8 protein-coding genes are annotated in these 6,666 nt (G+C 43.0%); 6 read left to right on the forward strand and 2 right to left on the reverse strand.

All coding sequences use genetic code 11. The features are described 5' to 3' along the window. The first annotated feature begins 11 nt into the window (after nt 1–11). Both RMY64_RS32625 and RMY64_RS32630 read left to right on the forward strand, forming a co-directional pair. Nucleotides 12–365, forward strand: coding sequence for a hypothetical protein (locus tag RMY64_RS32625; protein ID WP_322702194.1), 354 nt, complete (start codon nt 12–14; stop codon nt 363–365). 185 nt (nt 366–550) lie between these two features. Beyond that, on the forward strand, nt 551–2,998 hold the full coding sequence (locus tag RMY64_RS32630; RefSeq protein ID WP_322702195.1) for an AAA family ATPase: 2,448 nt from the start codon (nt 551–553) through the stop codon (nt 2,996–2,998). 130 nt (nt 2,999–3,128) lie between these two features. Here the strand turns inward: RMY64_RS32630 and RMY64_RS32635 are convergent, their stop codons facing one another. Further along, complete coding sequence (locus RMY64_RS32635) at nt 3,129–3,323, reverse strand: hypothetical protein (RefSeq protein ID WP_322702196.1); 195 nt, start codon at nt 3,321–3,323, stop codon at nt 3,129–3,131. 468 nt (nt 3,324–3,791) lie between these two features. Here RMY64_RS32635 and RMY64_RS32640 point away from each other — a divergent pair, with 468 nt between their 5' ends. Next, complete coding sequence (locus RMY64_RS32640) at nt 3,792–4,016, forward strand: hypothetical protein (RefSeq protein ID WP_322702197.1); 225 nt, start codon at nt 3,792–3,794, stop codon at nt 4,014–4,016. A gap of 138 nt (nt 4,017–4,154) precedes the next feature. Here RMY64_RS32640 and RMY64_RS32645 read toward each other — a convergent pair whose 3' ends face one another. Further along, a complete protein-coding gene (locus RMY64_RS32645; protein ID WP_322702198.1) occupies nt 4,155–4,760 on the reverse strand; it encodes a tyrosine-type recombinase/integrase in 606 nt (201 codons plus the stop codon). Between the two features lie 219 nt (nt 4,761–4,979). Here RMY64_RS32645 and RMY64_RS32650 point away from each other — a divergent pair, with 219 nt between their 5' ends. The 3 genes from RMY64_RS32650 to RMY64_RS32660 form a co-directional block, all read left to right on the forward strand. Then, entirely contained in the window at nt 4,980–5,336 is a 357-nt protein-coding gene (locus RMY64_RS32650; protein ID WP_322702199.1) for a hypothetical protein, read from the forward strand. Then, complete coding sequence (locus RMY64_RS32655) at nt 5,336–5,749, forward strand: hypothetical protein (protein ID WP_322702200.1); 414 nt, start codon at nt 5,336–5,338, stop codon at nt 5,747–5,749. Before RMY64_RS32650 ends, RMY64_RS32655 begins: the two co-directional genes overlap by 1 nt. Nucleotides 5,750–5,780: 31 nt before the next feature. Beyond that, a partial coding sequence (locus RMY64_RS32660) for a hypothetical protein (RefSeq protein ID WP_322702201.1) occupies nt 5,781–6,666 on the forward strand: 886 nt, incomplete at its 3' end.

Here is a 6,666-nt window from a genome sequence, read left to right on the forward strand (position 1 = left end):
CCCAATGACCAATGACAACTCAAACAGCAATCAACCAATTAGAAACCGAGATTAATCGCTTGGGTTGGACATGGCAGCATCCGCGAATCCAAAAATTCCTTCAGGAGTCTGCCGCTAAAGTGAACCGCCCTGTTCCCAATATCACAGCCCTTTCTCATAAGTACATTGTCCATCTAACCAAGCTTGTTCATGCCTACTGGGAATGTCAGCACATCATGGGAATTCTAGCTATCGACTGGAAAGATCCTCAAATAATTGCCACGTTCCAAAAATACGGTTATCCCAACAGGATGCCACTGAAGGGATGGGAATATCTCGTTAACGAACTGGATAAAAGGTGGTTTGAGTCAGGAGGTGGATTCTAAACAGCAACTAGGCGAATTATCACGCAAAAAAAACTCACCAACTTAGAGATTGGTGAATCAATTCAAAAACAACATCATTAAAAAATGAACAAATACTTAATAAGATTAAGCGGTCAAATAACCGTTACTTTCCCGTATTCTATCACATCAAATAATTCAAAGCTAGCTAATCGGGGGACAAGAAAATGGTAGTAATCCCCTATACATATACTGAAGAACCAAACTTTAAACCTGATAATAACAGGCTTCCACCATGCAACATTGAAGCAGAAGAAGGAATATTAGGTGGAATACTTCTTGACCCGAATGCTATCTATAGAATCAAAGATAGATTGAAACCAGAACACTTTTATATTGGGGCACACAAGGATATTTACCAAGCCTGCCTCAGACTTTGTAAGAAAGGGCAGCCAACAGACTTATTGCACGTTACTAGCTGGTTATCAAATAATGAATTGCTACTAAGAATTGGTGGCAGAAACAAGCTAGCTAGCCTTTTTGATAGAGTTGTCAGTGCAGTGAACATTGATAGTTTAGCGTTTTTAGTTATTGAAAACGCTTGGCGTAGAGAAGCAATCAGAAAGGCTAACGAACTTGAACAATTGGCTTACGATACCCAGACAGAATGGGCAGAGATTTCTGTAGCATTTGAAAATAAAATTAAGACAATTTTCTCAGCACCAGTAGCCCCAACAAAAGAAGAAAATCAACTGTGGCACTACAACCAGCTAATTAATGAACTGGAAAATATTTACCTTAAAACCTCTAATCCTGGTCTGAAACTATACAAGCTTCAAGAATTAGCTAATGCTAGCCCCGGCAGAAGAGTTAAAGACCTCGAAGACCTTTACATGAAATCGCTATGCGCCACAGTTGAGCCACGTAAAAGCTTAGATGAACTTGAGGAGGAAGTAGGCACACAGGGAAGGAAATGGCTTTTGGGCGGAATACTTCCACAGGCAACCACAGCATTAGTCATTGCCGATGGTGGCGTTGGTAAAACCAAATTTCTTTACGACTTACTGCACTGTATAGCCCAGGGTAAAAACTGGAATGGCTTTCCTGCCACTGCCGATAGCCGCCGCGTTCTTATCTACCAGGGTGATGAATCAAAACACGATATGCTTCAGGCGCTTAACAAGCGTGGGTTTAAACCAGGTACAGAAGTGCGCAACAAAACAGGAGTCAGATTTGGCTGGAATACTGACGCTATGCCAACTCTGTATGAAGACGCTGCCGAATTTAAACCTGCGATCGTGATGATCGACTCCCTGACCTTTGTTAACCGCTACTCCCTTTACGACGAAAACAGAACAGAGTATTCCCGCCCCGTCCTGGAGCTAAACAAGTTCGCAGCAGAAACCGGAATAACCGTAGTCATCGTTCACCACACCAACAAAAACGGAGGGTCTAGGGGGACGACAGCAGTTAGAAATGCTGTCTCAGAAGTTATCAAATTGGAGAAAGACCCCAACCCCAGCGCCAACCCCCAAGAGAAAATTCTCACGATCGAGAAATCGCGATCGCGCCGATTCCCTACAAGCTATCGCCTGTTTTTCAATGAAGAAGACTTTAGTTTCTCGCTGTTAGAGGAAATTGGGCAAGAGCTAGGTTCCCCGGATCTATCTACCAAAGACCAGATAGTTAAATTCCTCCAAGAACACGCCAACGTTAAATATCAAGCCGAAGAAGTGGCCCATTACCTCAAGACAACACCAGGTAATGCTCGACGATGTTTAGGACAGTTAGCAAGAGACGGACTAGTAATCCTTGATGAGAGAAGCTTTAGCGGTACTGCAAAGCTGTATTACATAGCCCGTGAGTCCGAAAACTGTAGTACAGAAAGTCCTTTACAAACTGCAACAGTAACATCATCTCAGCGGATCACCTTTGAAAATGACTCAAGCCCTTGTCAAGTGGAGGTAATTAGCGAGTCGCCAAAGATGTATAAAAACGATGGATCACCTTGCGATCGCCTTAGGATCACCTTGACGGATCACCTTCTTAACAATTCTGTAAGCCTTGCAGAGCAAGAGGTTTTACCCAATTGTAACGAAGGTGATCCTCTAAGTATGCCTGAAATCGCAATTTTACAAAATCCCGAATCAGAAAAAAAAATCGATGTTCAGACAATTGACCGGATCACCTTTGCCGGAAACGTAGAGACAGCAAGCAATTCAGAAGGTGATCCGGTAAGGCGATCGCAAGGTGATCGCAAGGTGATCCGAGGCGATTGCGATCGCCTTGATGACAAAGGCTGTGTACTACAATCAACAGAAAGCGAGTCCCCCCTGCGCTCCTTGCCCCTGCTTGAGGAGAAAGCTATCTACTGGAGTTTGATGTTCAAATGCGAAGTCAAAGTATTCATGATTTTTGATGACGATTTGGAGTGCAGTTGCAATGTCCCAGGAAGAGGCACAATCAGTCTGCCCTTTACCGACTTGCAGTGCTGCGAACGCTCCCCCAGAAGGGATTTTAGTCTGGGGGATAGAGTTGTTATTTTGGCTGGCAAGCTCAATGAAACCTTCGCCACGATTACTGACATTAGATCCGATGGCATCTGGCTCAAATCCGACGATCGCAAAAAACGACTCGCAAAACCCTACTTCCCGCATCAACTAGTAAAAGCCTGACATTATAATCCGGCACAGTGCGATCGACAAGTATCGCGATCGTAGATGGTAAATGAAAAAAAGTTATGATAGCGCTTGCCAGCATGAGACTACATGATTGTTAGCGTAGCGGAAACTGCTGTATTTGGGTTTATTCGCCATCATCGCGATCATCACCATCCTCGGAAATGACCATATTCACACAGTCAGACCCAGCCTCAAAACCGATGATGGTGAACGTTTCACCGTAGGCGTCCGTCAAGCAGATATGTGCATCACCTGGAAAGTCTCGTAACTCTTGAATCAGTTCCTCTACAGTCAGTTCTTTGTTGGTTGTAGTAGTCATATTTTTTCTCCTTTAAAAAGCGATCGCACAAATAGGATAAAGTGCGATCACGAGTAAATCGAATGCAGCGAATGTTAGGTGTTATCCTAGTTCAGCTTACTTAAGAGAGCAAACTTTGTCACATGGGGTTATAGGTTTGCGATCGCAGATAAGCAGCCCCCACGAGATTGAGAAAGCAATCTGTTTTTGGTATAGCAACGTATAACTAATTACTGGGAATTATAAATTTGTACTTATAATTTTCACTAAGAAATGAAAAATTTCATTAGACTATCAGTTCTTGCTGGATTAGCACTGTTACAGTCTTGTACGTCTTTCTGTGCCCCTCCAGTGAACTTAAATTCGATCACAAGCTCAAACCCAGTTTCTAGCTCAACCGTCGTTACAAAATCTTCTACCGGTTCAGATAAGTACGAGATTGAATGGATTGGAACTCACGGGAGCAAATTTTACGGAAGCTATGTCATCATGAGTACGACAGACCTGAAGGCACCTTCAAGAATAGAAAGTGTTGAAGCAGTGCTTCCGTACAAGGCAAAGTTTTCTGCTCCTGAAAAGTCCATAATTACAGCAAGTGCGTCAACGGTTGAAAAAGCGACAGTAGAAGTAAAAATTTATAGAAATGGCTCTGATTGTGGAAGAGTGACTACTGTTGGGAGTGGGGCTGGAGCAAACAAAATTTGTGATTTTTGAATAGTCCAAGCCCCACAAGTTGAGCAATTTAGTTATAGCTTACACAGCAGTCAATAGTTAGGAGTTGGGGGATTGGCAACCACAGATTCCCCACTTCCTATTCCCCAGTCCCCAAAGCTTGGAATAGGAGTTTGCTGATCATAGAGTTGCGATCGCGTTTTTCATGTCATCCTCAGTCACCTCGATGTACGCCGAAAGCACTTTTAAATCAGAGTGACCAGTAATTTTTTTAATCATCGCCAAGTTGATGCCTTTGTTGGCCAGATTGGTAATGAAGCTCCGGCGGGTGCTGTGAGTGCTGATTCCTTTAGCTGATAATCCAGCTTTATCAACCGCAGCTCGTAAAATCGCATCTGCCCACCTCAAGGTAATGGGTTTGTCTCCATCACGAGCGGGAAACAGCCACAGAGAACTTGATTCTGGCTTGTATGCAAGCAATATCTCTCTAAGAACTGGATGCACTGGTACTTGTCGGTTTTTGCGTTTGGCTGGGTCTTGTGTCTTGCGTTCACTGTTAGGTTTAGCCTTGCGCGTTCTGGCTCGAAAATTGATATACTCACGTGGACTGCCATCGTCGCTGTAAACATCGGTTACTCGCAGCTTAACCAAAGCACCCCAGCGCTCACCCGTGTACCAAGCCAAATCAAAAAGTAATTTGTATTTGCGGCTCCTGATTTTGGTGCGAATTTTCGAGCAATCCGCATTTGAGATAACAGCAGCTTGACCTTCTCTATCATTTTTCATTTCGACCTTCTCTTATTAACTGTTCCGGTTTAACCACTCCCAATGGCTAAACCGGAATATTTCTATTTTTAGCTAATAGCAAAATCTGGATTAATCCTATTCACTGCAAGGCTTCCACGTCCTCAGCAAATGTGCTGCTTTTACATAAAAGTGGAACATTTACATTATTTTGATTAGTTCATACAACGGATTTATTCACCTCATAAAAAAATCCGTTTCATGGCAGAACCTACAATTGTTCAAATTTTTGGAACAGGTGCAACACGTTTAGCAAGTGGTGCAACAACACCAAGCGCAGGGCTGTTTATTCCTGATTCAACATTACAAACAGCAGGATTATCAACTCCTTCTACAGCAACAGCAGAAGGTCATTTAGTCGCAATTGCGGTCAATGCTAAAAGTTATCTCACTCAAACCAACTTTGATGCAAATCCTGACCAGTCTTTAATCGTTACAGACGGATTTTCAAGTTTCACCACAAGAGGAACTAATAACACCCCATATAGGCAAGATCAATTAACTTTGAGCCTTGCAAAAATTGACACAAATTCAACAATTGACCCGGATAATTACTAATGTCAGGATGTGGCGTATCGGGTACTTGGAATTTAATAACTCGACTGTATAACACTGGAAACCGCGACTATACAGAAACTTATCCTGGCTTTGCAGACGACAATCCGATTCTGGTTAGCGCAAGTCCAACCATGAATTTGATTTCGTCGTGTGATGGAAGAATTTTTCTTGCAAACTGGGGCAATGGTTATATTGTCTCCAAATCGTTCGTTCCCAATCCGAGCGAGAAATATGACTGTGTTAACGGCGCTTGCATAAAAAAATCTGTATATAGCACCCCAGGGATTTACCAATCACTATCCGATTGTGAAGTTGCTTGCGGCACTGGCTGTAGTGGTCAGTGCATCAGCAATTCTGATTGGGCGCAGATTGAAGGTTTATCTAGTCAATTAAAAAATAGGAATTGCGGCTAAATATATGAGTACCTCCAGCGTAATTGGGAGTATGCAATCAGCGCTTGATTGCGCTGGGAAATGCGATTGTTGCGATAAATTACAGCGCCAAATTGATGCACTAAAGCAACAAATTGCAAATATCAAACCAGTAGATGAATTATCACTCAAGAATTCAATCAAGTCATCATTGCAGCCAGATATTGCAAAAGCCGTAACTGCTGCTGGGGTGGTTATAACCAATAGATTACAGCCACAAGTTAACAATGCTATAGAGCAGTCAAGGCAAGCACTAGAAAAACTTTTTAAAGTAGAAAAAACTGCTGATGATGGTCTAGCTAAAGCGCTTAAGATTGCCCAGGATGCGGGTGCAGATAGAGCGGAAATCGCCAGGATTTCTCGTTTAGCTCATCAAGCTAATGATGCAGCAAATAATGCATCAACTGCCGCAGGGACATCAACAAAAGTTGCCAACAATGCATTTGATGCTGCTGGTAATGCACAAAAGAAAGCTGCATTACTTGAAAAACAATCGGCCGATGCCTTCAGGCGACTCAACCAAGTAGAAGATATCGCAGTTAGCGCCGCACGAGAATCATCTTTGTCAAAGGGATTAGCTAATCAAGCTGTCACAAAATCGGGGCAGGCAATTACTGAATCTGCAAAAGCCACAAACGCTGTTATTAATGCTGCTACTGAGGCGACAGGATTAAGGCAGTTAGTAAATGGTGTCGGTTCTCGAATTGATGGGTTAGGTAGGGCAATCGGAGTACTAGAATCAAAAACCGCTACTGCCGTAGCGAATGCTGCAAAAGCAGTTGGTATAAGCTCAGAAGCTTTAGCCGCCACAGGGCGACTAGCAGGTAGAATTCTGGAGATTTTTCAGGTTATCGGCACGATATTTACCATAATTGAGCAACTACAAACACTAGTTATTC

The sequence above is a fragment of the Nostoc sp. DedQUE08 genome (assembly GCF_034530895.1).
Lineage (GTDB): Bacteria > Cyanobacteriota > Cyanobacteriia > Cyanobacteriales > Nostocaceae > Nostoc.